This window comes from Polaromonas sp. (assembly GCF_039932935.1).
Taxonomy (GTDB): domain Bacteria; phylum Pseudomonadota; class Gammaproteobacteria; order Burkholderiales; family Burkholderiaceae_C; genus Polaromonas.
Genome location: NZ_JBDTPB010000027.1, coordinates 87,636 through 114,164, shown reverse-complemented (window position 1 = coordinate 114,164; position 26,529 = coordinate 87,636). Strand labels below are relative to the sequence as shown.

The following is a 26,529-nucleotide window of genomic DNA, read 5'->3' as shown; positions in this document are numbered from 1 at the left end:
TTGGTGGCCTTGGCGGCGAAGCACCAATGTGGGCCTCATGACATGTGCCTGATCGCGTTTGCCATCGGCGCATCAGAACGCTGGCCCCTGGTAGTTGCAGCCAACCGCGATGAATTTCTGGACCGCCCAACGCTGCCGCTTGCCCGCTGGCAAACCGCTTCCGGCCAAGACATCCTTTCAGGCCGCGACCTGCGCGCTGGCGGCACGTGGATGGGCATGACCCCGGGCGGTCGGATTGCCTTTCTCACCAATGTGCGCGGGAGTCGTGCAGAGGCTGGATCCCGCTCGCGGGGGGAACTGGTGACGCGTTGGCTGGAAAGCAGTGACGACGCCGCAGGTTTTGCTGCAACGCTTGAAAACGATGGAGAGCACTATGCGGGCTTTAACCTGGTGCTCGGCGATGTTCGGCAAAACGCCTGGGCTTGGGTGACGAACAAGCCCCCCGCGGCGGAAGCTTCGGGCCTGCGCGTCCAGTGGCTGGTGCCTGGCATTTATGGACTGTCCAACGCCGCGCTCGACACGCCCTGGCCGAAAACAGTCGAACTGAAACAAGCCCTCTTCGCCGCATTGAAAGCTGGCTCGGGGCAGACAACGAGGGACCTTCAGACGCCGCTATGGTTGGCATTAGGCAATCGCCAGCGCGCGCTACCCGAACATCTTCCTGCCACCGGTGTGCCATTGGCGCTGGAAGAAGCGCTGTCCAGTGCTTATGTGGTTTTTCCAGACCATGCGTACGGCACCCGCAGCAGCACAGTACTGGTGGTGACCGCAAGCCCTGCTGACCCGTCGCAAGCCTGGAACGTTCAGCTGGAGGAACGCACCTACCCGGACCGAGCCGCAGAACAGCTCACCGCCCAGCCGTCGTTCGCAGTTTCTCGGCGTTTTACCCTTGAATGGCAGAGACCTGCGCCCGCCCTTTAAAGCTTAGGTCGGTAGTCCGGTGGAATGTGCTGTCGCGTCGCTTCCCTGTCTTTTTCGGCGGAGGCCGTCATAGCCGCCTTGTAGAACTCCAGTGCTTTGGCTTCATCTTTTTTCTGGAACGCGTAGAGATAGCCGAGCTTTATTAACCCATCGACCTGTTGCACGGGAAAGTTCTTGTTGCGCAGTTCCATGCCCTGGATGGCCAGATCGTAGTCGCCATTTTTTACGCCAAGTATCCAGGCAGCATTCAGCAGGTCATAGTCATAAGTACCTTCGGCTAGGTAGTTCTTGACCAGTGTATAGGCCTCGGCCATCTTGCCTGTCCGGCTCAGCAGCATGACCTCCAGCGATCGGACTGAGAGGGCTGTCGGCTGGAGTTTTTTGCAGCGATCGAGGTATTCAAAGGCTTGCTTCATGGCTCCCATCTGGGCATATCCGCGGGCAATGTTGGTCATCAATGCCACTACGTACGGACGCGAAGCCACCACCGACTCCCAGATCCACACAGCGTTTCGCCAATCGCCCCACCGCGCAAGCTCGTCGGCGACCATGGGGGTCAGTTTTCGATAATGAGGGTTGATGTCGATGCCTTCGTTGATCAGTTCCAGCATTTTCAGTTTGGCGGGATCCCAGCGGGGGTTATTTACATCCTGGGATTGCGTAATAGTCAAGGCCAGTTTTACTGCGACGACGATTTTTCGCTCAGCAACGGCGGCCTGCTGGGATGTGTAAATCGCCAGCGCCAGGCCAAACATTAAGGTGATACCAAGTACTTTCGAATATACGGGTTTCCACGCAATGTTTTGGGCAGCGAGTTTGCCTTGAACTCCCAGCCGTGAATCGGAAGCGGCCAGAAGCGCCAGCGCGAGCGCAAATATCGCATCGGTACTGGCAAGGTGCCATGGAAATCCGATATTGCTGACGATCAAAAGCGCCAGCAAGCTGGACAGGACAAGCGCACGTTCCGGCGCTTCCTGCAACCACGCGGGCCCTCGATTCCTCAACGTTTTCCAGGCAGCCAGGCTCAGATAGCCAAAAAGGGCCAGCAGGAAAATCCAGCCCACCAGGCCATATTCGGCCAGCAATTGAAGAATTTCGTTGTGAACGTAATAGTCGGTTTCAAGCTGGGTGCCGTCAACCTGGTACAGGGGAATATCCACCTCCCAGGCGCCGGCGCCAATGCCTTTTAGCGGATGGGCCTGGATGATCCGGGACGTCGCCTTCCACATCACAAAGCGCACGCCCAGTGAGCTGTCATCCATGGAGATCGTGGCGGTTCGTTTAAAAGCCCGCTCGAATGGTGTGATGCCCCGTGCTTCTTCAATCAGTTTGGGATTTCCCGTATGGCTGAGACCCAAAGCCAGCACAGTTGTGACAAAAAACCCGCATGCCAGCGCTTTTTGATTCAGGCGCCACGAAGCGATTGGCAATTGCCGGCGATAAAGCGTTGCAATGAGCGGCAGCAAGAAAAACAGCAGGAGCCATAACGCCATGAGCGCCCCGCGGGTCCCCGTCATCATGAGCGCCACAATGACAAAGCCGTTGGTCAAGGACAGCAGGGAGATTTGCAGCGAGTCCCGCGCCCGCATCAGCAGGTAGAAGGAAAAAGGAATGGTGCAGACCGCAAATTCGGCAAAGAAGTTGCGATTGACAAAGGTGGATCCCGGATTCGGGCCTTGCGGAAAATAAGTGAAATCAAACCAGAACTGAAGTGCGGTCCACAGTGAAGCGATGAGGGCGCCCGCATGAATCCCCAGGGCCAAATGAGGCAGCCGGTCCCTTGACAGGGTATTGAGCCCCAGCCACAGCAACAGGCTGAAGACGAACCACCTGATTGCCTCCACCCCGCCGAGGTAGGCATGTGACCACAGCATGCTTGCCATGGCATAAAACATCAGCGCCAGAGGCAGCCACATGAGGGCATGCCAGCGCAGGGGTTCCTGCCGGTGGCGCTGCTGCCAGAAGAAAATCAGGCCCGCACCGATCGCCGAAAACGACACCACCATGGATTTCAGCGTGTCCTGCAGCATTTCTTCGTGGGGAACGCCAAGGGCGGGGGTAAGAAACATCATGCACGCAAGCAGGATGGCGACCCAGTTTCCCTGGGTGACCTCTTCGGGCAATGCGTTTCCCAGATCTGGGCGAACTGAACCGGCATGATCCGGCCCGATTGCCGCGTGGGCGTTTGTGGCGTGGTCCTGCTTGTCGGGGCGATTCTTTTTCTTGGCCATGAAAATCGGTCAGCTTTCTCAATCTTTGAAGCCGGCAGGATGCTCTCCCACGACCGGCGAAGCCATGATTGTCGTCTTTGTGGGCTTGCCGTTGCAGGGCTGTTGCGATGCTGTTACGCCGTTCTGGCCATTTCGATGTGGGAAATGCCGGCTTCGTCGAACGGTTGGCCGCGAACGTTGAAGCCAAGGCGGCTGTAAAAACCCTCAGCGCTACGCTGGGCGTGAAGCATGACCTCCCGATGTCCGCTCTCGCGGGCATCCTCCATGAGCGCCAGCAACAGATCCTGACCGACATGGGCGCCACGCAGCGCACGATGCACCGCCAGGCGCCCGATCTTCGCTGTGCCGTCAGCTTGCCGCACCAGTCGCCCCGTCGCGATGCCCTGCCCCAGGCCGTTGTAAGCGACGGCATGCACAGCCGTGCGGTCCGCTTCATCGCACGCCATTTCCATGGGAATGCCCTGTTCCTGCACAAACACAGTCGTGCGGATCCGGGCCGCGTCGCTGCCCAGGGTAGCCCAGTCGCCTTTTCGGATCTGAACCATGCTCTCGCCGGCCTCAAAGCGGGTTAGCAGGTGGCGCAACGCATCAGGCAGCGTTCTCGACGTTTGCGTGACGGGGTCCGCAAACACATAGATCAGCTCACAGCCAATCAGCAACTGTTCGTCCCTGAAAATTGCGCCGGTAAACGTCATCGAGGAATTGCCGATGCGCGCACACCGAAGCGCCACGTCAAGCCGATCGTCAAACCGTGCCGAGCCGTGGTACTCCACGCTCGCTTTCTTGACATACAGGTCTCCTCCCAGCTGATGCATGGATTCCTCGTAGGGCAAGGCCAGGTCGCGCCAGTAGTCGGTGATGGCGGTGTCAAAGTACATCAGGTAATGCGCGTTGAACACGATTTTTTGCATGTCCACTTCAGCCCAGCGGACCCGCAGACGGTGAAAAAACCGGAAGTCATGTCGTTTCATGGTTACGCCGTGGAGGAGTCTGGATGGAGGTTGAACGCCAGGCGCAGGGCCCGCGCCGCGTCGGCATGGGCCTGCCGCGCTTCGGGGATGATGCGCCCCATTTTGATGAACTCGTGTGTCACGCCGCGGTAGATTTCAAGGTCCACGGCGACGCCGGCCGTGCGCAGCTTGTCAGCGTACATGACGCCTTCGTCGACCAGTGGATCGCACTCTGCCAGGCCCACCCAGGCCGGCGCCACGCCATCGACATCGGGGGCGTTAAGCGGCGCAAAGCGCCAGTCATCGCGGTCTGCAGGGCTTCGCACATAGTGATTGAAGAACCAGGTGATATCAGTTTCTTCCAGCACAAAGCCCCTGGCAAAAATCCGGTGTGACGGCGTGTCCTGGTGGGCCGCACAGCCGGGGTAAAACAGTAGCTGCAGCGCCAGCGGCAGGCCCACATCGCGGGCCAGGATGGCGCACATGGCGGCCAGCGTGCCGCCCGCGCTGTCACCGCCCACGGCCAGCCGCGTGCCGTCCAGGCCCAGGCCCGCAGCCTGGGATGGCAACCACTGCATGGCATCCCAGGCGTCATTGGCTGCCACGGGGAACTTGTGGTTCGGTGCCAGCCGGTAGTCCACTGACACCACGGCACAGCCCGACAAATGGCTGAGCTGGCGGCACAGCACATCGTGCGTGGCCACGCTGCCTATATTGAAACCGCCGCCGTGAAAGTACATCAGCACCGGCAGTTTGTCTAACGAAGGCGCGTAAAGGCGTGCGGGCAAGGCATGGACGTCCCGCGCCGGAATGCGCAGCTCTTCAACCCGCCGCAGCGCGGGTTTGGGAATCTCCAGCACGCCCGCGCCGGCTTGATAGGCGGCCTTCGCCTCAGTTGGCGTGAGCGAATGAAACGGCGGTCGGTTGGCACGCGCCATGCGGCTGAGCACGTCTCGCATCGCAGGCGTCAGCAACGCCTCTGCAGAGCGGACCGCCATTATTTAAAAGACACCGATACGGGCTGCGCGCCCGCCAGACCCTGATAGGTTGCGGTGGCGGTGAGGCCGGCCTTGGGCGGCAGCAGCGGCGAGAACGATCCCAGGCTGATCAGGTCGCCCGGTTTCATGGCCAGGCCCTCTTTGGCCAGCGCGCCGGCCAGCCAGACCACGACGTTGAGTGGATGCCCGAGGATATCGCTGCCCTTGCCTTTGCCCAGCTCCACACCGCTGCCGTCTGCAAGCACAACGGTCATGTTCTCGAGGGCACTCAGCATGGAAAAGCGCTCTGCCCGGGTTGCGGGCACGGCCAAAGGTATACCGGCCACACCTAAGCGCGCACCGACATTGATGGCGCTGACCGCCGGGCCGCTAAGTTTGGGCGGCGCCTGTACCACCAGGTCAGGCAGCTCGATGAAGGGAATCACCTGATCGATCGCTTCAAGCACGTCCATCGGGGTTTTGGCCTGATTGATGGTCGCGCTCTTGACGCGCACCAGCATGTCGGCCTCAAACAGCGGACGGGCGCCAAATGCCGCCTCGACCGCCGAGCCGCTGGGCAACACCATGCCTTCGTAAAGCTTGCCCCACACGGGCTGGTCATAGTTAAAGCGTTTTTGCACCGCCGGATTCGTCAAGCCCGCCTTGTAGCCGACCACTTTGCCGTAACGTTTTTCAAGCAGCGCATTCAGTTTGGCGCGGGTGCAGGCGCCATCGGCTTCATTAAGGCCTTCCGGGTTGCTCGCAGGCAATCTGGCCGCCATCTTTTCTGCCATGTCGCTGACCTGTATGTCGCTGAGGCATTCGGCGCGGGCTTGCAGGCCCGCTATCGCCAAGGTGACCAGCATCAGGGTTTGCTTGCAATTCATGGACATCTCCAGCTATTAAAGTAAGGTCAAGCCGATTGCGGCAAGATGGACGGCACGGGAAAACCGCCCAGCATCGTACAACGCGAAAGACAGCAAAACCATGGCCTTTATCTATTACGTCACCCAGATCCAGTTTGAGTTTGGCGCCATCAAGCTGCTCAAACAGGAATGTGAGCGTGTCGGCATCACCCGCCCGCTCATCGTCACCGACCCCGGTGTCAAAGCTGCAGGCATTCTGCAAAAAGCGCTTGACGCACTGCCTGGCCTGCAGGTGGCGGTGTTTGACCAAACCCCTTCCAACCCTACCGAGGCAGCTGTTCGCGCAGCTGCGGCGCTGTACAAGTCCGCCGGCTGCGACGGCCTGATCGCCGTGGGGGGTGGCTCGGCGATCGACTGCGCCAAGGGCGTGGCGATTGCCGCCACGCATGAAGGCCCGCTCACCCGCTACGCCACGATTGAAGGCGGCTCCCCGCTCATTACAGACAAGGCGGCCCCGCTGATTGCCGTGCCCACCACCAGCGGCACGGGCAGCGAAGTCGCACGCGGCGCCATCATCATTGTGGACGACCACCGCAAGTTGGGCTTTCATTCATGGCACCTGGTGCCCAAAACAGCCATTTGCGATCCCGAACTCACGCTGGGCCTGCCCGCCAAACTGACAGCGGCCACCGGCATGGACGCCATCGCGCATTGCATGGAGACGTTTATGTCGGCCGCCTTCAACCCGCCCGCAGACGGCATTGCGCTGGACGGCCTGGAGCGCGGCTGGGCCCATATCGAGCGCGCTACCCGCGACGGCAGCGACCGCGATGCACGTTTTAATTTGATGAGTGCCTCGATGCAGGGCGCCATGGCTTTCCAGAAGGGCCTGGGCTGCGTACATTCGCTAAGCCACAGCCTGGGCGGCGTCGACCCGCGTCTGCACCACGGCACGCTGAACGCCATGTTTCTGCCGGCGGTCGTGCGCTTTAATGCCGCTGCTGAATCCGTGCAAAAAGACAACCGTCTGAACCGCATGGCGCGCGCCATGGGGCTGGCTTCAGGCAGCGACATTCCCGAGGCCATCAAGGACATGAATGCCCGTCTCGAGCTGCCCGCAGGCCTGTCGGCTATGGGGGTTCAGCGCAATCAATTCAGCCAAATCATCACTGGTGCACTGGCGGACCATTGCCACAAGACGAATCCGCGCATTGCAACGGCGCAGGAATACGAAGAGATGCTGGGAACCTCGTTGTAGGCAATTCAGGACGCTCGAGTACCGCTCGTCGCAACTTCGGTTGTGGCGACACAACCGGCCCACTCCGTCTATCGAGGCGGGCTACGGAGTCCATTCTGTCCATGTGCTTGCTGCCGGTGGTCAGCAGGACGATCTGGCCTGCCGGACCGCATTTAATTACTTTTTATAACCATAAACCAGGCAACTGGCAAGAGACTATTTACTTATTTTTTATAACTAAAAAACCACTAATCTTGCACCTGTGACTAGCGATTTCACGCAATGTTGGCATCGGCGAGCGGTGCGGCGGGAGACCGATTGGGGGTGGAGGCGTCAGGTCGATAGGCACACTTATATCAACAACCTTCAGGAGACCTGATGAAAACCAAATTGTTTGCACTTTCCGTGCTGTCGGTCGCATGTTGCGCCGCTCAGGCCCAAAGTTCCGTCACGCTCTACGGCGCGGTTGATTCCTATGTAGAGGTTGCATCCGCAGGCAATGGCAATGTGACGCGCGTCTCCAGCGGCGGGATGATGGGGTCGCGTTTCGGATTTCGTGGTTCGGAAGACCTTGGGGGTGGCCTGAAGGCGAACTTCGTGCTGGAGGCCGGCTTTCTGACAGACACGGGCGCGGGCACAGGCACGGCGACGGTCCCCACCAGCACGGTGCCTACCGGTAGCAATTACATGTTTCAACGGCTGGCCACCGTGGGCTTGAGTGGCAGCTTCGGCGCGGTCAATATCGGCCGCCAGTACACACCGCACTTTGGCGCCATGGCGGCGTTTGACCCCACGGGATTCACCATGTCAGGCGCCCTGAACTACTATGCGGGCCCGGGTGCAGGCATCAACGGTGGCAGCCTGGCTGACGCCACCACCCGCCGCGACAACTCCATCCAGTACACGACCCCCGTCATGGGTGGCTTCAAGGCAAACATCTTCTATGCCCTGGGCGAGTCAACAGGTGTGGGCCAACCCAAGTCGACCGGTAACCTCTTCAATATCTCGGGTCAGTACAACGGCAGCGCCCTGGCTGCCCAAGTCAGTTACCTGACCGAGAAGACCGTGTATCTCATCGGCAATACCGACAAATACACCGATTTTTCGATTTCCTATGATTTCGGCTTTATCAAGCCTTCCGCCATCTTTGTGCGCCGCCGGGGCGACATGACCGGCGCTCCAGCCATTGATGCTTACCAGATCGGCGCTTCGGCACCCGTCGGTGTGGGCAAACTGATTGCCACCTACGGCCAGCTCAAGAACAAGACAACCGCCAACGCGGATTCCAAGGCATTCGGCATCCGCTACGACTACCCCCTGTCCAAGCGAACCACCCTTTATGGCGGCGCCACCAAAATCAGCAACAACGCCAATGCGGGCTACACCATCAGCGGCGGCGGTGGAAGTTCGGCAGGGCTGGCGCTTAGCAGCGTGGGCCAGAGTCCTAGTTCGATATACGCAGGTATTGCGCACGTGTTCTGAGCGCATTGCGTCAGTTTGAATTCGGCCACGCGCCGAAAGGAGCCGCATGACAGCCTGTCATGCGGCTTTTTTGTTGCGGCGCCCTAGCCTCTCCACCCAAGCACACGTCCGGGCAACTTCATAAAGGATGGACCTGATTCATATCGGGGCGGCGCAGCCATTGGGCATATTCTTCCGCGAGCTGCCCGGCTTTCGATGTGGCGGCAGACCAGGCGCGTACGCGTGACGGGGTGTCGTGGCTGTAGCGAAGAAAGTCTTCACGGTCTGGCAGTTTGCCGGCTGGCAAGGTCTTGATCCATTGGGGATCCGGCGCCAGCAGCACCATGTTGTCCAGGAAATGGGTGGCACCGTGGCGCCATTTCAAACCTTTGTCGAGCCAGCCGGGCACGACCGCCTTTTGAAAATGCGGGTACAGCACCAAGCCAGGCGATGCGCCTGACGCCTGAGTCATTTCAGCGCGGTGGTAGTTCAGGTGCAGGTGGTAGTCGGTGATGCCGCCGTCCCAGTACGCACCGGGCGGTGCACCGGGAATGTTGCGAACGGAGCGGAGCACAAACGGGATGGAACAGCTGGCCTGCAATGCCGGCTGAAAATTCGCTTCGTCCATCGGAACCTGCCGCGTGCGGTAGTCGGCAGTGGCAAACGGCAAAGGTGCATTCCGGGCGGAGAACACCACACGCTCCAGCCACGCCCCCATCGCTTTGCGATGCACGCTGTTGGCAAGGAAGGCTCCCAGGTAGCCCAGGGGCGTGGCCACCTTGTGTTCCCGGCCCAGCATGTGGCGCCCTCGTGAGGTGACGATGTGCAGCCGATAGCGCGGGTTCCCAATCACCTCCCGCACCCGGTCTCCGTAAAATTCCTTCAGGTTCCTGCCAAACTGTTCACTGACAACATCGGCGGTGGGCCGCTTCTGCCCAGGCTTGAGCTCATAGTGCTGGTGGACGTAATCGCTTTCGAGACGCTGGAACCCGGCCACCGGGTTGTTCAGGCAGGCCGTGGCCATGCGCCAGGCACCTATCGATGCGCCGATCAGGTCCACCGGCTGGCTACTTTGCGCCAGCCAGGCGCCAAAAATGAAACGGTCAAGCGCACCGAGAATCAAGCCCTTCGGCCCGCCGGCCGCACCTGGGACCACGGAAATGTCCGCGGGGTTGAGACCGTTTTGCTCGATATGCCGGCGCGCCTTGGGGCCGGCGTAAATGCGGAGGGCTTGCATGAGGTTGGATTATTGCTATTATTTTGATAGCTGGTTGCGCCCGTCAGTCAAGCGCCAGAGCGTGATTTAACCCTAAAAATGATCAATTCGCATCTCTCTGGTGGCCCATTGTTGATTGCGAGCCTTATTTCTTTAGCGCCGACAGCTTGCTGAATGCCGACTCCATTGCTGTGGCCGTGGCCGGTTGCGGCGCGCCACCGCGCCCGCCGCCGAAGTTACCGCCGTAGTTGCCACCGCCGCGGCTCTGCCCACCGGGCCTCGCGCTTTCAAAGCGGTTGTCGCGCGGACCGTCTTTGCGGGCCGGTGCGGCGTCCAGCTTCATCGTGAGGCCGATACGCTTACGCGCCACATCAACCTCGGTCACGCGCACTTTCACGATGTCGCCCGTCTTGACGACTTCGCGCGCGTCGGTCACAAACTTGTTGGCCAGCTGGCTCACGTGGACTAGGCCGTCCTGGTGCACGCCGATATCGATGAAGGCGCCAAAGGCGGCCACATTGCTGACAGTGCCTTCCAGCGTCATGCCCTCTTTCAGGTCCTTGATGTCTTCCACGCCGTCGTTAAAGCGTGCCACCTTGAAGTCGGGGCGCGGGTCGCGGCCGGGCTTTTCCAGTTCAGTAATGATGTCCTTGACGGTGATCACGCCGAACTGCTCATTGGCAAACAGCTCAGGTTTGAGGGTCTTGAGCATCTCGGCGCGGCCCATCAGCTCAGCCACGGGCTTGCCGGTGTGGGCCATGATTTTTTCAACCACCGCGTAGGTTTCAGGGTGCACGCCGGTCATGTCCAGCGGGTTGCTGCTGCTGCGCAGGCGCAAAAAGCCGGCGCTTTGCTCAAAGGTCTTGGCGCCCAGGCCGGTCACCTTGAGCAAATCGGCACGGCTGGCAAAGGCGCCGTTGGCATCGCGCCAGCGCACCACCGACTTGGCGACCGTTTGCGACAGGCCCGAAACGCGGGCCAAAAGCGGCACGCTGGCGGTGTTCAGGTCCACGCCGACGCTGTTCACACAATCTTCGACCACGGTGTCCAGGCTGCGCGCCAGATCGCTCTGGTTCACATCATGCTGGTACTGGCCCACGCCAATCGACTTCGGGTCGATCTTGACGAGCTCGGCCAGCGGGTCTTGCAGGCGGCGCGCAATGCTGGCCGCCCCGCGCAGGCTGACGTCCACGTCGGGCATTTCCTGGCTGGCAAATTCACTGGCTGAATACACGGAAGCGCCGGCTTCACTGACGACCACTTTCTCCATCACCTGCTCAACCTTGGCCATGCCTTTGATCAGGTCGGCGGCGAGCTTGTCGGTTTCGCGGCTGGCCGTGCCGTTGCCGATGGCGATGAGGTTGACGCCGTGCTTTTCGCAAAGCTTGGCCAGGGTGTGCAGCGATCCTTCCCAGTCCTTGCGCGGCTCGTGCGGATAGACGGTGGAGGTTTCGACCAGCTTGCCGGTGGCATCAACCACCGCCACCTTCACGCCAGTGCGGATGCCCGGGTCCAGGCCCATCACCACGCGCGGGCCGGCGGGCGCGGCCAGCAGCAGGTCGCGCAGGTTGTCGGCAAACACCTTGATGGCGACTTTTTCGGCTTCTTCGCGCAAGCGGGTGAAGAGATCGCGCTCCAGCGAAAGGCTGAGCTTGACGCGCCAGGTCCACGCCACGGCCTTGCGGATCAAGTCGTCTGCCGGCCGGGCCTTGTGGCTCCAGCCCAGGTGCAATGCAATCTTGCCTTCAGCGATGCTCGGTTTGCCGGGCTCGGCCTGTTCGGGCAGCACCAGCTTGGCGTCCAGAATCTCAAGCCCGCGGCCTCGAAACACGGCCAGCGCACGGTGCGAAGGCACGCGGCCAATCGGCTCGTCGTAGTCGAAGTAGTCGCGGAACTTGCTGTTGTCGGCGTGGTTTTCGTCTTTGCCGGTGACCAGCTTGGAGCTGAACAGCCCTTCACTCCAGAGCCAGTTGCGCAGCGACTGCACCAGGCCGGCATCTTCTGCCCAGCGCTCGGAAAGGATGTCGCGTACGCCGTCGAGCACGGCCTGCACTGTGGTGAAGTCGTCGCCGCTTTCGTTCTTTTCGGCCTTCACAAAGGCGGCAGCTTCATCGGCGGGCACCAGCGAAGGGTCGGCAAACAGCTTGTCGGCCAGCGGCTCAATGCCGGCTTCACGCGCAATCTGGCCTTTGGTGCGGCGTCTCGGCTTGAAAGGCAGGTAAATATCTTCCAGGTCCTGCTTGGTGGCGGCAAATTCCACTGCCGCGCGCAGTTCAGGCGTGAGCTTTCCCTGCTCTTCAATGCTTTTGAGCACCGCTTCGCGGCGTTCTTCCAGCTCGCGCAGGTAACCCAGCCGGTACTCCAGTTCGCGCAGCTGGATGTCGTCGAGCCCGCCGGTGGCTTCCTTGCGGTATCGCGCGATGAAGGGCACGGTGGCGCCGCCATCGAGCAGCTCCACTGCGGTCTTGATCTGGTGTTCCTGGACTTTGATTTCTGCCGCGATCTGGCGGATGATTTTCTGCATATTGAAAGAAATGTTCAAAAGAGCTCGTAAGAAACAAAAAAATGAAGGGGGCAGATACCCAAAAGACGTGCCGGCTCGCTGCAAAACGCCGTAAATCTTGCGTCGAGGAGAAACTGACGCCAAGGGTCGGCATTGTCCCACAGCCCTGCCGCTGTTTTGCTTCTGATAATGGTCTGGATCGATAGCAATTTTTTACATTTTCAAGGGAGACCGTCATGCGAATTCGCACGATTTTTTTGGTAGTGGCGCTGCTGCTGCTGGCGGGGTTTGTAGCCCTTAATTTCGATGAGTTCAGCCGCGTGAGCCTGCTCAGCCTTGGCTTCACGACGGTCGAGGCGTCGATAGGCCTGGTCATGCTGCTTTTGCTGGTGGTGTCCACCGTGGTGTTTCTGGCCAGCACGCTCTACATACAAAGCAGCAACCTGCTGGAAACCCGCCGCTATGCGCGTGAGCTGAACACACAGCGTGAACTCGCCGACAAGGCCGAGGCCTCGCGATTTACCGAGTTGCGCAGCTACCTGGAAGTGCAGGTCCTGGCCGCGCAACACCGCGAAGCGGCCGCGGCCACTGTAATGGCTGAGCGGTTCTCCCAGCAGCAACAGGCATTGCTGGCGCGGCTGGAGCAGTCGGACAACGCGTTGGCTGCATACATGGGCCAGCTTGAAGACAGGATGGAGCGACGTGACCGGGTGATCCACCTTGAAAAAGATTCCGAAACCATGCCCCTTGTGTAGCGCGTGACCTGGCGCTGGCGCACCCGGACGGGATAAACATGCCTTTGTAAGAACCTGTGGCGTGGGCCGACCAATGGAAGTCTGCAATTACACGGGGATTTTTATGGTGCCAGCTGTCATTCCATCGCTTTTCCGGTTCGCCAGGCCGCTCGCCACGGCAACCGCCCTTTTCATGACTGCGTCCAGCGTTTTTTCCGCGCAAAACCCCTGCTCCGTCAGTTCCGGAGCCACCATCACCCCGGTGGTCGAGCTGTACACCTCGGAAGGCTGCAGCTCCTGTCCACCCGCCGACAAGTGGGTCTCCTCCCTGAAGGGCAGCGCAGCTGTGGTGCAGGCTTTTCATGTGGGCTATTGGGACTACATCGGCTGGGTAGACCGATTTGCCGCGCCGGCCTATACCAACCGGCAGCGCGAAATAGCGTCCAGGAATAATTTGCGCGGCATCTATACACCGCAGGCTGTGCTCAACGGCAAGGACTGGCCCCGCTGGGGCAGCAGCCCGCCCGACAGCAAAGAGCCTGCGCGCGCCCACATCGTGCTCAAGCAGCTCGGGCCGGACCAGTTTGAAGCCAGCGTCTCCCCGGTGCCTGCGTCGCAGGCGCCACCGTCCTGGTCGGCCTACTGGACCATCACCGAACATGGGCACAACTCGAAGGTGAAAAACGGCGAAAACGCCGGAGAATTTCTGCAGCATGATTTCGTCGTGCGCCAATACACCCAGGCAGGCGAGTACAAAAGTGGCGAAACCACCGCGCAGAAACTGTCCTTGCGCAGCATTGCCGCGACCCCGGGGCATGCGCGGCAGGTGAACCTGGTGGTGTTTGATTCACAGACCGGCAAAACCCTGCAAGCCGTGAGCCTGCAATGCGCGGCCTGAAGCCCTAACCTTCGTGCAAATCCCGCTGCGCGCGCCGCATCAGGAGCGACTACGGGTTTGCCGCACAATCATTCGATGGCCTCCGTGCAATCGCCGCATCCAGTCCCCCCTCCTCCGTTCTTGCGGACGCCTGAGGCCGCTGACTACGCGGCGCTGGGTATGTGGGTCGCCGACGCTGACAGCTGCCTGCGCTGGGCCGGTCCCAAACTGAAGTTTCCATTTGCGCCTGAGCGGCTGCCGGCACTGCTGGCTGAGCCGGGCGCCTTCAGCTTTGTACTGGCCGGTGGGTCGGCAGAAGCATTGGGATTCGGGCAGTTCTGGGTGCGTGAGGCGGGCGTTGCCCACCTGGCCCGCATCATTCTGGCGCCCAGTGCGCGTGGGCAAGGTCTGGGCTCAACCTTGTGCACCCTGCTGATGGCCCAGGCGACCTGCGAAACAGGAGCCCGGGCTTTCACGCTGCGTGTTTACCGAGACAACCTTCCTGCTCTTGCGATTTACCAAAACCTGGGGTTTTCGGCGGTGCCAGGTCTTTCGAATGACCGCATCTTTTCCATGCGAAGGGAAGCGGGCGGCGTCGTACAGTTCCCCTCTTCCTGAGCCTCGGCTCATCGCTCTTCGATAAACTGGCGTGCATTGCTGCGGCGATTGCGCCTTGCAGTTCTTTCATCTCCACGATGCTGTCGCTATTTCTTAAATGCCTGCTGGGCGCGTTGGCCGTGCTGGTCATCGCCCTTCTTTCCCGCTCACGCAGCTTTTACATCGCCGGGCTGGTGCCGCTGTTTCCGACCTTCGCACTGATCGCGCATTACATCGTGGGCAATGAGCGCTCCGCGGCTGACCTGCGCACCACGGCGCTGTTTGGCCTGTGGTCCCTTATTCCCTATGCGGTTTACCTGCTGGTGGTGTACTGGCTCAGCGTACGCGCCACGCTGACCATGACGCTGGCGTGCGCCACCCTGGCATGGGGGCTTGCAGCCGGCGCCTTGCTGATGGGCTGGAGCCGCGCCTACCCTTCTTCGCTTTAGGATGGCGGGCATGAACAGATTTAAAAAAGTGCTCCGGGCGGTCCTTCTTGCGCCCGTCGCTTTGTTCCTGCTATTCGAAGAATGGGGCTGGGAACCGCTGGCCGCCGCCTTTGCGGCCCTGGGGCGCCTGCCCTGGTGGGGGCGGCTGGAGCGTTGGATCACCCGCTTGCCGCCCTGGGCCGCCCTGCTCGCCTTCGGCGTGCCGGTGCTTGCGCTGATTCCGGTGAAGCTGCTGGCGCTTTACCTGTTCGGCCTTGGCCATGTCACTGTCGGCCTGGCGTTGATCCTGGCGGCGAAGCTCACCGGCACCGCGCTGGCCGCGCGCCTCTTTCAGCTGACCCAGCCTGCTCTCATGCAAATGCCATGGTTTGCGCGGCTGTACACCCCGTGGAAAGCCTGGAAAGACAAAATCATGGCCCAGGCTCGTGCGTCCTGGCCCTGGCGCACGGCCCGCCGTTTCAAGATGCGGATCAAGCTCGCGGGTGCGCGCTTCCTGGCCGCGCTGAAAGCCGCGTTGTCATGACAGCCAAGCCCACGGCATCCAACTGCCGCCGTTAAAAATGTTCGATTTCATCAAGCCACCGCTGTACATACGCTTGTCGCCCTACCGGTTGACGGTGCGCAATGTGAAGTCGGGCGCTTTCATTTCCGAAGTGCCAGAAATTGCGGTCTCTCGCGGCCTCAAGCCCAAGGTACTGGGCGCGGGCGACGAGGCTGCGCCGCACAAATCGAGCAAGTCCGCACAGGTCATCAATCCGTTCAGCCACCCACGCTCCATGGTGTCCGACTTCATCCACGGTCAGCAGGTATTGAAGGCCTTCGTCCGGAAACTTCAAGCCAATCATGTGCTGTCTCCCGCGCCGCGCATGGTTTTCCATCTTCTGGGCGAACCCGCGGGTGGATTTACCCAGGTGGAAATACGCGCCTTTCATGAAATGGCCCTGGGAGCCGGCGCTTCAGAAGTCACCCTATGGCAAGGCCCTGAATTGACAGACGAACAGGTGCTGTCACGCAACTACCCCTCCACAGGGCAGGTTCTGGAATGACACTCGCGGCCAACGTGGGCACCGGCGACCTGCGCGCGCTCACGCGGCAATTTCCCAACGAAGGGCGGCTTGAGCAAATTTTGCTGAGGCCCGCCCGCCGCAGCCCGGTGCAGCGCATTGCCACCGTGACGGCGCTGGCCGGCCGCGGGCTGGAAGGCGACCGCAGCGCGGCGGCAGTTGCAGTTCCCGCGGGCGGCAGCAAACGCCAGGTCACGCTGATTCAGGCCGAGCACCTGCCCGTGCTGGCTGCACTGGCCCGGTTGGGCACGGTGGATGCCGCGAGCCTGCGGCGCAACCTGGTGGTGTCGGGCCTGAACCTGCTGGCGGCAAAATCGCTTTTCAAGGACCAGGCCATGGTGCTGCGCATTGGCGGCGTGGTGCTGGAAATCACCGGCCCATGCGAGCCCTGTTCGCGCATGGAGGAAGTGCTGGGTGCCGGCGGTTACAACGCCATGCGCGGCCACGGCGGGCTGACGGCGCGTGTGCTGCAGGGCGGCTTGCTGCGCGTGGGTGATGCTGTTGTCTGTGAACCCGCCGGCCCCGACCGGGAGCCTCAAATCCAACCGCTATTGATTTGATAGCTGCTTGCGCACGGCCAGCAACGCCTGCGGCCCTATTTTCCATACTTTCAATGTCTCGGTGTCTGCCGCCCAACCGCGCACCAGCACGGGTATTTCGCTTCCCGCATACTTGTTCTTCATCCACTTTTTGGTGCAGCGGCTCTCCATGAACAAAACCTCGGTCGACAAGCAAAAAATCAAATTCCTGCTGCTGGAGGGGATTCACCCCTCTGCGATAGAGGTTCTCAAGGCCGCGGGCTACTCCAACATTGAAAGCCTGGCCGGCGCGCTGCCGGACGACGAGCTCAAGGCCAAAATCGCCGACACGCATTTTGTCGGCATCCGCTCCCGCACCCAGCTCACGGCCGAGGTGTTTACCCAGGCCGGCAAGCTGGCGGCGGTGGGCTGCTTTTGCATCGGCACCAACCAGGTCGACCTGAACGCCGCACGCGAGCGCGGCATTGCGGTGTTCAACGCGCCTTTTTCCAACACCCGCTCCGTGGCCGAGCTGGTGCTGGCCGAGGCCATTTTGCTGCTGCGCGGCGTGCCCGAGAAAAGTGCCGTGGCACACCGCGGCGGCTGGCTCAAGTCGGCCGAAAACGCCTACGAAATCCGCGGCAAGACGCTCGGCATTGTGGGCTACGGCTCCATCGGCACGCAGCTGTCGGTGCTAGCCGAAGCGCTGGGCATGCACGTGGTGTTTTTTGATGTGGTGACCAAGCTGCCGCTGGGCAACGCCCGCCAGGTGCCGCAGCTCAAGGACCTGCTGGCGCAGTCGGATGTGGTCAGCCTGCACGTGCCTGAAACCCAGGCCACCCAATGGATGCTGGGTGCGGCCGAGATCGCCGCCATGAAGCCTGGCAGCGTGCTGATCAACGCCTCGCGCGGCACGGTGGTCGAGATCGAACCCCTGGCCGAAGCTCTCAAGCAAAAACGGCTGCTGGGCGCGGCAATTGATGTGTTTCCGGTCGAACCTCGCAGCAACAAGGACACTTTTGAGTCCCCCCTGCGCGGCCTGGACAACGTGATCCTGACGCCACACGTGGGCGGCTCAACCATGGAAGCGCAGGAAAACATCGGCATTGAAGTCGCCGAAAAACTGGTGAAGTACAGCGACAACGGTACATCCACCTCGTCTGTCAATTTCCCCGAAGTGGCGCTGCCGGCTCACCCGGGCAAGCACCGCCTGCTGCACATTCACCGCAACGTGCCGGGCGTTCTGTCCGAAATCAACAAGGTGTTTGCGGCCAACGGCATCAACATCGCCTCCCAGTACCTGCAAACCAACGAGGCTGTGGGTTATGTGGTGATCGACATTGATGCAGCGCACTCCGACATCGCGCTGGCCAAGCTGGCCGAGGTGCCGGGAACCATCCGAAGCCGGGTTCTGTTTTGAACCAGGGCTGAGCGCACAGGGCGCAAGCGCTATTAATTAAGTAGCTGCTTGCGCTCTTCCTTATTGGGCTGCAGCCACTTTTCCTTCAAGAAAACGCCAAACCTACTGCGCCGGCGGAACCTGCAGACCGAGCAAGGTGGCAAGCGCTGCGGTGGGCAATGAACCTTCTTGCGACACCGTGGCGCCGGTCTGCGCGTGGGTCCCCACAATGGTTGGAATGGAAGCAAAGCCGAGCTTGGTCATGAGCTCGGTGTTTTTGGTGACGGCTTCTTTTTGCGCGTCAATATTGCTGGCGGCACTGATGCCGCCGCGCCGGGCCTGCAGCGAGGTTTCATGCTCATCCATGGCGGCCACCGGGTCGCTGGCCGCCAGCAGGGTTGCCCCTTGAGAGGTACTGGCGGCGTTGAGCAAACCGACGGGAATCCAGACAAACCGGGCCTGGGATTTCAGCGGTTTTGCCGCTTCCCACAGCGCTCCGCAATGCGGGCATTGCGCGTCAAAAAACACGTACACCGTGCGCTTGCTCATCAAGGCACCGGCCGAAAAGCCTTTGGCGCCGGCTTCGATGGCGGCCACGGATACCGGTTCGGTAGCCGCCTTTACGGGCGGGCTGCCGGCTGCGGTGCCCGGTGCGTCGTTGCAGCCGGCAAGCAGCAAGGCGGCCGCCAGAACGGCGGCCAGGGAAAGGCGGGACAGGAGTTTGGACATCATCAAAAGCCGTGAATGAAGGAGCGGCAAGGATAGCGCAGCGGCGCTACTTTGACAGCTTGCCGGCCAATTCCCCGGCCAGCATGAAGAACTCCGGTGCGCGCTGCACCGACACGTGCGTGGCGTTCATCGCGTACGTAACGCGGGTTTTGACGCCGCGCGCCTGCAGCGCCCTCACATAGGTTTCGCTGAACTGGGGCAAGGCGTTTTCGTCCTTGTTGCCGACCACGACGCTGATGAGCGCCGCCGAACCGATTTTTTCCACCTCGGTCAGCGGAGACAGGCTGCTGTCCGGCGCGCCTGCCCTGCCCGCCGGGACATTGCGCCACTTGCGCCATGCCGGTGCGTCGCAGGGACAGCCGGCCAGAAGGTAAGCGTCGGCGCTGCCGGGAAACCGGCCGGCCACCAAGGCGGCCATGGCGGCGGCGCCTGAGTGGCCCACCAGCAGTATTTTCTTGCCCGGGTTCAGGATGCGCAGGCTGTCGAGTGCGCCGGCAACGATTTCAACATTTCGGGCGGTGTAGTCATCACCGTTCGCGCCGGCCTGTCCGTCGGACGTGCCCAGATCGCTTCGGTAGCCCGGGCTTTGCATATCGATGGTGACGGCCTGGAGTTTTTCCGCGAGCATCGCGGCGGTGCCGCTGTCCGCTTTCAGGTCGGTGCGCCCGCCGTTGTCGCCGTGGAGGAAGACCACCAACACCTTGGCCGCGATGCGTTCGGGAGCCGTGCCCGGCGTGAGCTTGCGAACCACCAGGCAATGCCGGTTGTTTCCAGCCCGCACCACGCCATCCGCCGTCTTGCCGTCAGAGCATGCGGGTTGCTGGGCCCACGCAGCCATCCACGGCGAGCAGGCCAGCAACAGCCCGGCTGCCACACCCAAACTGCGCCGCATCAGGCTCCGCGCAATGCGGCCTTCAATTGCTGGCCAATTTCGGGCTTGTCGGCAAACGGATCTGTCGGGTTGCGCGCCTGCAGCACATCTTCCAGCCGGGTCTGCACCGAATGGATGGCCTTGGGGTGGCTGTAGATGTAAAACTGGTTGGCTGCAATGGCGTCAAACACCAGCTGCGCCACATCGGCGGCGGTCACCTTGCCCGAACCAACCGCCTTGCCCGTCATGGCTTGCTGGATGATCTGGCTCTTGGTCGGCTTGTCGCTGGCCAGGTCGGCCGGGCGATTGCGGTGGCTCATGCCGATGCCGGTGGCCACAAAAAACGGGCATAAGACTGAGGCACCGATCTGGTCAGTCACGAGGCCCAGGTCCTGGTACAGGGTTTCGCTCAACGCCACCACGGCGTGCTTGCTGACGTTGTAGACCCCCATGTTGGGCGGGTTCAACAACCCGGCCATGCTGGCGGTGTTGACGATGTGGCCTTGCCAGGCCGGGTCTTTCGCGGCGGCTGCGAGCATCATGGGTGTGAAGATGCGCACCCCGTGCACCACGCCCATGACGTTGACGCCCAGCACCCACTCCCAGTCCTTGACGCTGTTTTCCCAGATCAGGCCGCCCGAGCCGACGCCGGCATTGTTAAAGACGAAGTGCGGCGCGCCGAAGCGCTCGAACACCGCCTGGCCCATGGCTTCCATTTGCGCGGCGTTGGCCACGTCGAGCTTGAATGACAGCACCTGAGCGCCTGCGGCTTTCACCTCTTCACTGGCTTTGTCGAGCGCATCTTGTTGCACGTCGACCAGCACCAGGTTCATGCCCAGTTTGGCGCCCAGGCGGGCGCATTCCAGGCCAAAGCCTGAGCCCGCGCCGGTCAGCACCGCCGTTTTACCCTTGAAGTCCGTGATCATTGTTCGTGGTCCTTGATGCTTGATGCTTGATGCTTGAATGGAAAATTGTCGATGAGGCGCGCCGCTGTGGCTGTCGCTCAGGCAACTCGCAGCATTTCGATGTGCGGTATGCCGTCTTCGATGTAGGGCTGGCCGGTGTTGGCAAAACCGTGTTGCAGGTAAAACTGCTCAAGCCGTGCCTGCGCGCCTATGCGAATGGGCTGCGAACCCCATTGCTGCTGCAAGCGGCCAACGGCTTCTTTCATCAAGTGATGGCCGATGCCGCCGCCGCGCGCCGATGCGTGCGTGACCACACGGCCTATGCTGGCCTCGGCGAACTTCACGCCTGCGGCAAAGCAGCGCGCATAGGCCACCAGCTGCCCTCGCCTTGTTCCCAGCAAATGCATGGCCTGCGCGTCAGCGCCGTCCATGTCCTGAAAAATGCAAGCTTGCTCGACCACAAACACTTCGCTGCGCAGCTGCAGCACCGCGTAGAGCTCTGGTGGGGTCAGCGCGTCAAAGGAAAGAAAACGCCAGGAAATGCCGGGGTTGCTGCTCATGCCGGGGTTGCTGCCTTCAGGGTGTAGCCGATGCGCGGGAAGTGCACATGCACGGTGCCGGCGCGCGCGTCGGTGCGGCGCAGCGTGTAGTGCATGCGGGTAGCGGCGATCAGCTCGCCTTCGGTCGGCTCCGGGCCAAAACTCTCACCGCTGACCAGCACGTGGCTGCCCAGCGCAATGCCGTGCTCGTCCTGGAAAAGGTCGTCATGCAGCGGCGCCGGTGAGCACGCCGCGGCCACCGCCACGGCTTCGGCCGAGCTGAACTTTTCCACGTCGCCATGGCCGATGGCGGCCATGCGGTCCATCCACTCGAGCACAGCGGGCGTGATCTTGAAGATGTCTGCCAGCACCGGGGTTTGGGTCCGCGTGAACCACAGCGGGTGGTACATCGCAAAGTCGGCAATACAGGGGACCTCACCCAGCAGGAAGGGACGGTCGTCCAGCATGTCGGAAATGCGCCTCAGGTAGGACTTGTAGGCGGCGGTGGCGTCGCTGGGGCGCAGGCGCGGCATGCCGGCGCTCATGGCCTTGCGGTCTTCGCCGAACGCGCGGGCGGCTTCAGGCGGTGCTTTCGCGAAAATCTGGGCGATGCCCTTGGGCTGCGCGTTGTACGCCATGGCAGTCCAGAACAGCGTGCTGTCGGCCCAGTGCGCCAGCGTGCGTGCCATGCCCTTGCTGGGCTCAGGGTACACAGAGGGTTCGGGCTGCAGGTGTTCCAGCACATCGCTGATCAGCGCCGTGTCGCAGTAAATGTCGGCGCCTATCTGCAAAATTGGCGTCTTTCGGTAGCCGCCGGTCAGCGCGACCACGTCGGGCTTGGGCATGATCATCGGGATGATGACGGACTTCCAGGGCAGGTTTTTGTAGCCCAGTATCAGGCGCGTTTTTTCGGCAAAGGGCGACGAGGGGTAGTGGTGAAGAATCAGCTCGCTCATGGGTGTCTCCAGGTGTTTGTGCAGGGGTGAAATTCAACCGGGCATGGCGCGGTCGATGATGGTGTCGAAATCCGTGCCGGAGCCCAGCGTGCCAAAGGACTGGCCCCAGTTTCCGGTCAGGCGCGAATCGCAAAAGGCGTTGAAGACGGCCGCGGGCGCGGTCTGCAGCAGCAGCGCGGCCTGCACCGCGAGCGCGACGTCCTGCGCGAGGCGGCGTGCTTCTATTTCGGTCGCCATGTCTTCGATGCGCGTGGGCAAGGCGGCGGCCAGTTTGTCCAGCGCGGGGTGCGCGCCTTTGGCGGCGGCCAACTCCTGTGCCAGCGCGGCCACGGCATCGGCCTTGCGCAGGGCGCGCAGCAGGTCCAGGGCCATGATGTTGCCCGCGCCTTCCCAGATCGAGTTGAGCGGCATTTCGCGGTAGATGCGGGCCATGATGCCTTCGCCGCCCTCCTCAACATAGCCGTTGCCGCCCAGGCATTCCATGGCTTCCTGCGCGAAGTGGCTGCCGCGCTTGCAGATCCAGAATTTGGCGACCGGCGTCAAGAGGCGCGCCATGGCCGTCTCATGCGCATCACCCTGGCGGTCAAAGGCGCGCGCCAAGCGCATCGCCAGCGCCGTGGCGGCTTCTGATTCCAGCGCCAGGTCGGCCAGCACGTTGCGCATGAGCGGCTGTTCGATCAGCAGCTTGCCGAAGGCCTTGCGCTGCGAGGTGTGGTTCAGTGCCAGGGACAGCGCCTGCCGCATCAGGCCGCTGGTGCCCAATGCGCAATCCAGCCGGGTCATGGTGCCCATTTCGAGGATCTGTGCAATGCCGCGGCCCTCTTGTCCAACCAGCCAGGCCTGGGCGCCTTCGAATTCGACCTCCGAGCTGGCGTTGGCCTTGTTGCCGAGCTTGTCTTTCAGGCGCTGGATGCGGATGGCATTGAGGCCGCCATCAGGCAGCACGCGCGGCAGGAAAAAGCAGGAGAGACCGCTTTGCGTCTGGGCCAGCACGAGGAAGGCGTCGCACATGGGCGCCGAGAAAAACCATTTGTGGCCGGTGATGGCATAGCGTTCGCCCCAGCCGTCGCGGCCTGCGGGTTCGGCCCGCGTGGTGTTGGCCCGGACGTCCGAGCCACCCTGCTTTTCCGTCATGCCCATGCCCATGGTGAGGCCGGCCTTCGCTTGCCAGAGCTTGAGTTCAGGGTCATAGGCGCGGCTGGCGAGCCTGGGTCCCCAATCGGCATAAATAGCAGTGTTGCCGCGCAGCGCCGGGGTGGCCGCATAGCTCATGGAGATGGGGCACAAGGTGGAGGGCTCGAGCTCTGTGAAAAGCATGAAACCCGCTGCCCGCCGGACGTGGGGTGATGGATCCTCGTCAGACCAGGGCGTGCCGTGCAGGCCAGCACCCGTCGCCAACTTCATGAGCTCGTGATAGCTGGGATGAAACTCCACCTGGTCCACACGCCGGCCGAAACGGTCATGGCTGTGCAGCACTGGCCCGTGGACATTCGCCAAGCGCGCATGCGTCTGCATGGCGCTGCTGCCCAGGGTGCCGCCCAACCGGCTCAACTCGGCCGTGTCCAGCATGGGTGCGTTGAATTTCAGCGCATCGCGTAGCGGCCGGTTGGTCTCAAACAGGTTGTAGTCCGCCAGCGGCGCGGGCTGGTTGAAAACCTCATGGGTGGGGCTCATGGCAAACCTCCTGATCTACAGGGTGCAGAGCTAAATCAGCTTGACCAACTGTTTGCCGAAATTTTTGCCTTTAAGAAGCCCCAGGAAAGCCTCGGGCGCAGCGTCAATGCCCTGCGCCACGCTTTCACGCGGGCGCAGCTTGCCGGTGCCCACCAATGTGCCAAGTTCCTTGAGCGCCTCGGGCCAGACTTCCATGTGTTCGCTCACGATGAAGCCCTGCACCTTCAGGCGGTTGGTCAAGATCAGCGCCGGGTAGGTCAGCGGCATGGGCTTGCCGTCGTAGCCGGCGATCATGCCGCACAGCGCGATGCGGCCGAAAGCGTTCATGCGCGTCAGCACGGCGTCCAGCACCATGCCGCCCACGTTTTCAAAGTAGCCGTCAATGCCGTCCGGGCAGGCGTCTTTGAGGGCCTTGGAGAGCGATGCGGCATCAGCATGCACCTTGTAGTCGATGCAGGCGTCAAAGCCGAGCTCTTCAACCGCGTACCGGCATTTGTCGGGTCCGCCCGCGATACCGACCGCGCGGCATCCGCGCGCCTTGGCGAGTGCGCCAAAGGCACTGCCCACTGCCCCCGTGGCGGCGCTGACCACCACGGTCTGGCCGGCCTGGGGTTCGATGATCTTCACCAGGCCATACCAGGCGGTGACCCCGGGCATGCCCACAGCGCCAAGGTAATGCGACAGCGGCACATGGGTAGTGTCGACCTTGCGCAAGGCGCCGGGCTGCTCGACGTTGACCACGCTGTACTGCTGCCAGCCGCCCATGCCGACCACCTTGTCGCCGGGCTGGAATTTGGGCGAACGGCTTTCCACCACTTCGCCGGCCGTGCCGCCCTGCATCACCTGACCCAGCGGCTGCGGCGCGGCATAGCTCTTCGCGTCGTTCATGCGGCCACGCATGTAGGGGTCCAGGCTCAGGTAATGATGGCGGACCAGAACCTGGCCATCCTGCAGCGCGGGCGTGTCGCTGGACACCAGCATGAAATTGTCTGCAGTGGCTTCGCCGGTGGGACGGTTGTCGAGAAGTATTTGCTGGTTGACGGGCATGGAGGTCTCCTTCAATGGGTGGTTGTTGCTATTGATTTGATAGCTGGTGGCGCACATCCTAATTGGGCTGCCGCGTGTTTTTACTTAAAAATTCGGCTTTTCCCGCCGGGAATGGCTTTAATCCGTTGAAATTCCGCCTTCCGGCGCGTTCAGTGCATTGACACTTTTTGGTCCGGTCGCCAGGCGCCTGACGTATTTGAAGGTGCCGGTGGCATGCGCGCAAGCTCGGCCTTCAGCGTCATACAGCGTGGCTTCGGTAAACGCCATCGTGGCGGTACGGTGTATCAGGCGTCCTTTGCCGGTCAGCCGGCTGCCATCGCCGGGAGCCGGCCGCATGAAGCTGGTTTTCATCTCGATGGTGACCACACCCATGTCTTTTTGGACGCTGCGCGCTGCGGTGGCCATGGTCACGTCCAGCAGCGTCATGATGGCGCCGCCGTGCGTGACGGCGAAGGAGTTGAGATGCTCGGGCCTGGGCGCGTAGCCAATGGCCGAGGCACCACCTTCGAACAGTTCGAGCTCGAACCCAAGGTGGTTGACGAAAGGGATGTCCGCGCCGAAGTTCATATGTATATATCCTGCGGGCCCGGCGCAGTAAAAGTGACAAGCGTGGAGCCGCCCTCTTCACAAGCCGGGGCCGCGGAGCCGGCTTTGGCCCGTCCTGAGCTTGTCGAAGGGCCGGGCCGCAGGCGCAGCGCCCCCTCGGGGGGCAGAGAGCTACGCGCAGCGAGCGAACGTGGGGGCCAGGCTTTTCCGCCGGGCCGCCCCACCCTTCGATACCTCAGGACGATCGGAAGATTGAGTTCCCTGGCAAGAGTCCTTCGATACCTGAGGACGAACGGGAAGAAGATCGCAGCGGAGAGCGCGAACGCCATATCAACCACCGGTTACTACTGATACACCGCCGTCCACCGCCAGCCACTGGCCGGTAATGTGCTTGCCCGCGTCTGATGCGTACAGAACACACAGGCCTTTCAGATCCTCGTCGTCACCCAGGCGACCCAGTGGCGCGTGCGAGGCGAGCTTTTCCTCGCCCAGTGCCTTGAGGGTGCCGACGGTCATCCGGCTCGGGAAAAAGCCCGGGCAAATGGCGTTGACGGTGATGTTGTACTTGCCCCATTCGCAGCCCAGCGCGCGGGTGAAATTGACGACGGCGCCCTTTGACGTGTTGTAGGCCACGGTGGTCATCTCGCGCGGATTGCCTCCCAGGCCGGCGATGGACGCGACATTGATGATGCGGCCATAGCGCCGGTTGATCATGCTGTGTTTGGCGATGTGCTGGCTCAGGATGAAATAGCCTCGGATGTTGAGGTTCATGACCTTGTCCCAGGCTTCCACCGGGTGGTCCTCGGCGGGGGCGCCCCAGGCGGCACCGGCGTTGTTAACGAGGATGTCGACGTGACCCAGCCGCTTGATGGCTTCGTCGGCAAGCGCGCGAATGTCCTCTTCTTTGGAACAGTCGGCGGCGATCCAGTCGACGTCAATGCCGGCGGCTTTCAATTCCGCAGCGGACTCGATCAGGTCTTCGGCTTTGCGCGAGCTCAGGATGACTTTGGCGCCGGCTTCGCCCAGGGCATGAGCCAGCTGCAGGCCCAGGCCGCGTGAGCCGCCGGTGACGAGTGCGGTCTTGCCGGTCAGATCGAACAGTTGCTGGATGGTACGGGTCATGAAAACGGTCTCCTGAAGGTGTATGGGATGGCGGCGCCGCATCGGGACATCCGCCGGGGGTAGCTTGCGAAGTACTGGGTTGTACGGCTTTGCTGCGATGCAGCGGTCTGCCATATTGGCACAACATCAACGCTTTTGCA

The 26,529-nt window shown here is 61.8% G+C and carries 27 protein-coding genes; 11 read left to right on the top strand and 16 right to left on the bottom strand.

From position 1 onward, the window contains the following. Positions 1-42: 42 nt before the first annotated feature. On the top strand, positions 43-921 hold the full coding sequence (locus ABI546_RS04215; protein ID WP_348044418.1) for an NRDE family protein: 879 nt from the start codon (positions 43-45) through the stop codon (positions 919-921). Here the strand turns inward: ABI546_RS04215 and ABI546_RS04210 are convergent. From ABI546_RS04210 to ABI546_RS04195, 4 genes are all read right to left on the bottom strand, one after another. Beyond that, positions 918-3,152, bottom strand: a complete 2,235-nt coding sequence (locus tag ABI546_RS04210) for an O-antigen ligase family protein (protein ID WP_348044416.1) — start codon at positions 3,150-3,152, stop codon at positions 918-920. The two genes, ABI546_RS04215 and ABI546_RS04210, sit on opposite strands and share 4 nt — an antisense overlap. 113 nt (positions 3,153-3,265) lie before the next feature. After that, a complete protein-coding gene (locus tag ABI546_RS04205) occupies positions 3,266-4,123 on the bottom strand; it encodes a YbgC/FadM family acyl-CoA thioesterase (RefSeq protein ID WP_348044414.1) in 858 nt (285 codons plus the stop codon). A gap of 2 nt (positions 4,124-4,125) precedes the next feature. Beyond that, positions 4,126-5,100: an alpha/beta hydrolase gene (locus ABI546_RS04200; protein WP_348044412.1), complete on the bottom strand. Its 975-nt coding sequence runs from the start codon at positions 5,098-5,100 to the stop codon at positions 4,126-4,128. Further along, on the bottom strand, positions 5,100-5,966 hold the full coding sequence (locus tag ABI546_RS04195) for a fumarylacetoacetate hydrolase (protein ID WP_348044410.1): 867 nt from the start codon (positions 5,964-5,966) through the stop codon (positions 5,100-5,102). The genes ABI546_RS04200 and ABI546_RS04195 overlap by 1 nt, the downstream gene beginning before the upstream one ends. Positions 5,967-6,066: 100 nt before the next feature. On the opposite strand from ABI546_RS04195, the gene ABI546_RS04190 reads away from it, so the two are divergent. Both ABI546_RS04190 and ABI546_RS04185 read left to right on the top strand, forming a co-directional pair. Beyond that, positions 6,067-7,203, top strand: a complete 1,137-nt coding sequence (locus ABI546_RS04190; RefSeq protein ID WP_348044409.1) for an iron-containing alcohol dehydrogenase — start codon at positions 6,067-6,069, stop codon at positions 7,201-7,203. A 357-nt stretch (positions 7,204-7,560) separates the two neighbouring features. After that, positions 7,561-8,664 carry a porin gene (locus tag ABI546_RS04185; protein ID WP_348044408.1) on the top strand — a complete coding sequence of 368 codons (1,104 nt, stop codon included), beginning with the start codon at positions 7,561-7,563 and terminating at the stop codon, positions 8,662-8,664. A gap of 118 nt (positions 8,665-8,782) precedes the next feature. On the opposite strand, the gene ABI546_RS04180 is transcribed toward ABI546_RS04185, so the two are convergent. Both ABI546_RS04180 and ABI546_RS04175 read right to left on the bottom strand, forming a co-directional pair. Next, a complete protein-coding gene (locus ABI546_RS04180) occupies positions 8,783-9,880 on the bottom strand; it encodes a phospholipase (protein ID WP_348044406.1) in 1,098 nt (365 codons plus the stop codon). 124 nt (positions 9,881-10,004) lie between these two features. Beyond that, entirely contained in the window at positions 10,005-12,383 is a 2,379-nt protein-coding gene (locus ABI546_RS04175) for a Tex family protein (RefSeq protein ID WP_348044405.1), read from the bottom strand. Between the two features lie 215 nt (positions 12,384-12,598). On the opposite strand from ABI546_RS04175, the gene ABI546_RS04170 reads away from it, so the two are divergent. From ABI546_RS04170 to ABI546_RS04140, 7 genes are all read left to right on the top strand, one after another. Further along, positions 12,599-13,117, top strand: coding sequence for a hypothetical protein (locus tag ABI546_RS04170; protein ID WP_348044404.1), 519 nt, complete (start codon positions 12,599-12,601; stop codon positions 13,115-13,117). 172 nt (positions 13,118-13,289) lie between these two features. After that, positions 13,290-13,994 carry a DUF1223 domain-containing protein gene (locus ABI546_RS04165; protein WP_348044402.1) on the top strand — a complete coding sequence of 235 codons (705 nt, stop codon included), beginning with the start codon at positions 13,290-13,292 and terminating at the stop codon, positions 13,992-13,994. Positions 13,995-14,069: 75 nt separating this feature from the next. Further along, entirely contained in the window at positions 14,070-14,591 is a 522-nt protein-coding gene (locus ABI546_RS04160) for a GNAT family protein (protein ID WP_348044400.1), read from the top strand. A gap of 77 nt (positions 14,592-14,668) precedes the next feature. Further along, complete coding sequence (locus ABI546_RS04155; protein ID WP_348044398.1) at positions 14,669-15,019, top strand: GlpM family protein; 351 nt, start codon at positions 14,669-14,671, stop codon at positions 15,017-15,019. Between the two features lie 10 nt (positions 15,020-15,029). After that, the gene (locus ABI546_RS04150) at positions 15,030-15,542 is read left to right on the top strand and encodes a hypothetical protein (RefSeq protein WP_348044396.1); all 513 of its coding nucleotides are present in this window, start codon (positions 15,030-15,032) and stop codon (positions 15,540-15,542) included. Positions 15,543-15,579: 37 nt separating this feature from the next. Then, positions 15,580-16,065: a rod shape-determining protein gene (locus ABI546_RS04145; RefSeq protein WP_348044394.1), complete on the top strand. Its 486-nt coding sequence runs from the start codon at positions 15,580-15,582 to the stop codon at positions 16,063-16,065. Beyond that, entirely contained in the window at positions 16,062-16,643 is a 582-nt protein-coding gene (locus tag ABI546_RS04140; RefSeq protein WP_348044392.1) for an MOSC domain-containing protein, read from the top strand. Before ABI546_RS04145 ends, ABI546_RS04140 begins: the two co-directional genes overlap by 4 nt. Here ABI546_RS04140 and ABI546_RS04135 read toward each other — a convergent pair. Beyond that, a complete protein-coding gene (locus ABI546_RS04135) occupies positions 16,632-16,793 on the bottom strand; it encodes a hypothetical protein (protein WP_348044390.1) in 162 nt (53 codons plus the stop codon). The genes ABI546_RS04140 and ABI546_RS04135 overlap by 12 nt on opposite strands. Here ABI546_RS04135 and serA point away from each other — a divergent pair. Then, complete coding sequence (gene serA, locus ABI546_RS04130) at positions 16,792-18,021, top strand: phosphoglycerate dehydrogenase (RefSeq protein WP_348044388.1); 1,230 nt, start codon at positions 16,792-16,794, stop codon at positions 18,019-18,021. The two genes, ABI546_RS04135 and serA, sit on opposite strands and share 2 nt — an antisense overlap. A gap of 102 nt (positions 18,022-18,123) precedes the next feature. Here serA and ABI546_RS04125 read toward each other — a convergent pair whose 3' ends face one another. From ABI546_RS04125 to ABI546_RS04085, 9 genes are all read right to left on the bottom strand, one after another. Continuing rightward, positions 18,124-18,729 carry a thioredoxin fold domain-containing protein gene (locus ABI546_RS04125; RefSeq protein WP_348044386.1) on the bottom strand — a complete coding sequence of 202 codons (606 nt, stop codon included), beginning with the start codon at positions 18,727-18,729 and terminating at the stop codon, positions 18,124-18,126. Positions 18,730-18,775: 46 nt separating this feature from the next. Next, positions 18,776-19,621, bottom strand: a complete 846-nt coding sequence (locus ABI546_RS04120; RefSeq protein ID WP_348044384.1) for an alpha/beta hydrolase — start codon at positions 19,619-19,621, stop codon at positions 18,776-18,778. After that, complete coding sequence (locus tag ABI546_RS04115) at positions 19,621-20,526, bottom strand: SDR family oxidoreductase (protein ID WP_348044382.1); 906 nt, start codon at positions 20,524-20,526, stop codon at positions 19,621-19,623. The genes ABI546_RS04120 and ABI546_RS04115 overlap by 1 nt, the downstream gene beginning before the upstream one ends. A gap of 77 nt (positions 20,527-20,603) precedes the next feature. Continuing rightward, positions 20,604-21,065 carry a GNAT family N-acetyltransferase gene (locus ABI546_RS04110; protein WP_348044380.1) on the bottom strand — a complete coding sequence of 154 codons (462 nt, stop codon included), beginning with the start codon at positions 21,063-21,065 and terminating at the stop codon, positions 20,604-20,606. Further along, on the bottom strand, positions 21,062-22,000 hold the full coding sequence (locus ABI546_RS04105) for a glutathione S-transferase family protein (protein WP_348044378.1): 939 nt from the start codon (positions 21,998-22,000) through the stop codon (positions 21,062-21,064). Before ABI546_RS04105 ends, ABI546_RS04110 begins: the two co-directional genes overlap by 4 nt. A gap of 33 nt (positions 22,001-22,033) precedes the next feature. Further along, entirely contained in the window at positions 22,034-23,674 is a 1,641-nt protein-coding gene (locus ABI546_RS04100) for an isovaleryl-CoA dehydrogenase (protein ID WP_348044376.1), read from the bottom strand. Between the two features lie 30 nt (positions 23,675-23,704). After that, the gene (locus tag ABI546_RS04095; protein ID WP_348044375.1) at positions 23,705-24,721 is read right to left on the bottom strand and encodes an NADP-dependent oxidoreductase; all 1,017 of its coding nucleotides are present in this window, start codon (positions 24,719-24,721) and stop codon (positions 23,705-23,707) included. 117 nt (positions 24,722-24,838) lie between these two features. Next, positions 24,839-25,288 (bottom strand): PaaI family thioesterase, encoded by a 450-nt coding sequence (locus ABI546_RS04090; protein WP_348044374.1) that lies wholly within the window; start codon positions 25,286-25,288, stop codon positions 24,839-24,841. Between the two features lie 309 nt (positions 25,289-25,597). After that, on the bottom strand, positions 25,598-26,389 hold the full coding sequence (locus ABI546_RS04085) for an SDR family oxidoreductase (protein WP_348044372.1): 792 nt from the start codon (positions 26,387-26,389) through the stop codon (positions 25,598-25,600). Between the last annotated feature and the right edge of the window lie 140 nt (positions 26,390-26,529).